Raw genomic sequence first — 279 nt, forward strand, 5'->3', positions numbered from 1 at the left:
GCGTGAAGGTCAGGCGTCCCAGCTGGTCGTCCACGACGGTGACCTGCTCGAGCTTGTCGTCCGGGTCGGCGACGCGGTCGGACAGGCACTTCATCGTCTTGACGAAGTTGTGCCCCTCGCCGATGACCCAGGAGCTGCGCATGATGTAGTGGCGCGGGCACCCCGCCACGGCGATGTCGCCGGCCGCCTTGGTCTGGCCGTAGACGGACAGCGGGCTGAGGGGCTCGTCCTCGGTGTGCACCTCCGCGGTGCCGTCGAAGACGTAGTCGCTGGACATGT

General features: G+C 67.7%; 1 protein-coding gene. It reads right to left on the minus strand.

Going from position 1 to position 279, the window contains the following annotated elements; translation table 11 throughout:
• Positions 1 to 279, minus strand: a 279-nt coding sequence (locus DW024_RS10360) for a sugar nucleotide-binding protein (protein ID WP_233541387.1), incomplete at both ends; no start/stop codon positions are given.

The sequence above is a fragment of the Collinsella sp. AF37-9 genome, assembly GCF_003475115.1.
Taxonomy (GTDB): Bacteria; Actinomycetota; Coriobacteriia; order Coriobacteriales; family Coriobacteriaceae; genus Collinsella.